This window comes from Salinimicrobium oceani (assembly GCF_012037645.1).
The window spans coordinates 1-745 of sequence record NZ_JAAVJR010000116.1 but is presented as its reverse complement, the minus strand read 5'-3'; the positions used below and the strand labels follow the sequence as shown (position 1 = coordinate 745).

The following is a 745-nucleotide window of genomic DNA, read 5'->3' as shown; positions in this document are numbered from 1 at the left end:
AATCACCATTTTCGTCAATCTTTTCCTCGTAAAAGACCTGATGCTGGTCAATAAAATCCCACTTTTTGAGAAGAAAAAGTATGTCCTTATTATTTTCTACCTCATCGCATCAATGATCTTTCTTACTCTTATTCCCAGCTATACCGGCGATTTCACGCCCGAATTGGTGGTGGGTGTTTTCTCCCTGATTTGGATTAACGATACTTTTGCATATCTTGTTGGGAAGAATTTTGGAAAGAAGAAGCTCTTTGAAAGAATATCTCCTAAAAAAACTGTAGAAGGATTCCTGGGCGGACTTATTTTTACTGCCATAGCCGGGTATCTGGTATTTTATTTTACCGGTTTGCTTGACCTGCACACCTGGGTGGGAATGGCTATAATATTAAGTATTTTTGGCACCCTTGGAGATTTGATACAATCAAAATTTAAAAGACAGGCGGGAGTAAAGGATAGTGGAAGATTAATGCCGGGTCATGGCGGATTATTTGACCGGTTAGACAGCATCATCTTTGCGAGTCCATTTGTTTATGCTTATTTACAATTATTAAATTATGTTTCATAAAGAAGGATATAAAATTATGGGAATTGCGGTGATCTTGCTGATCATTGTAAACCTGCTGGCACAAACTTTTATTTATACCTATTGGATCAAGATCGCGATCTTATTAGGGACTGTTCTCCTGTTCTTTTTGATCATTCAGTTCTTTAGAAATCCCAAACGAAATACCGAAGTCAATACCTCCCA

Annotated in this window: 1 protein-coding gene and 1 pseudogene; both read left to right on the top strand. The window is 37.7% G+C overall.

What is annotated here, in order from left to right:
• On the top strand, positions 1-562 hold a 562-nt coding region (locus HC175_RS15755; protein WP_168139384.1), incomplete at its 5' end, for a phosphatidate cytidylyltransferase.
• A pseudogene (locus HC175_RS15750) lies at positions 552-745 on the top strand (phosphatidylserine decarboxylase family protein); the annotation flags it as partial. The gene HC175_RS15755 and the pseudogene HC175_RS15750, both read left to right, overlap by 11 nt.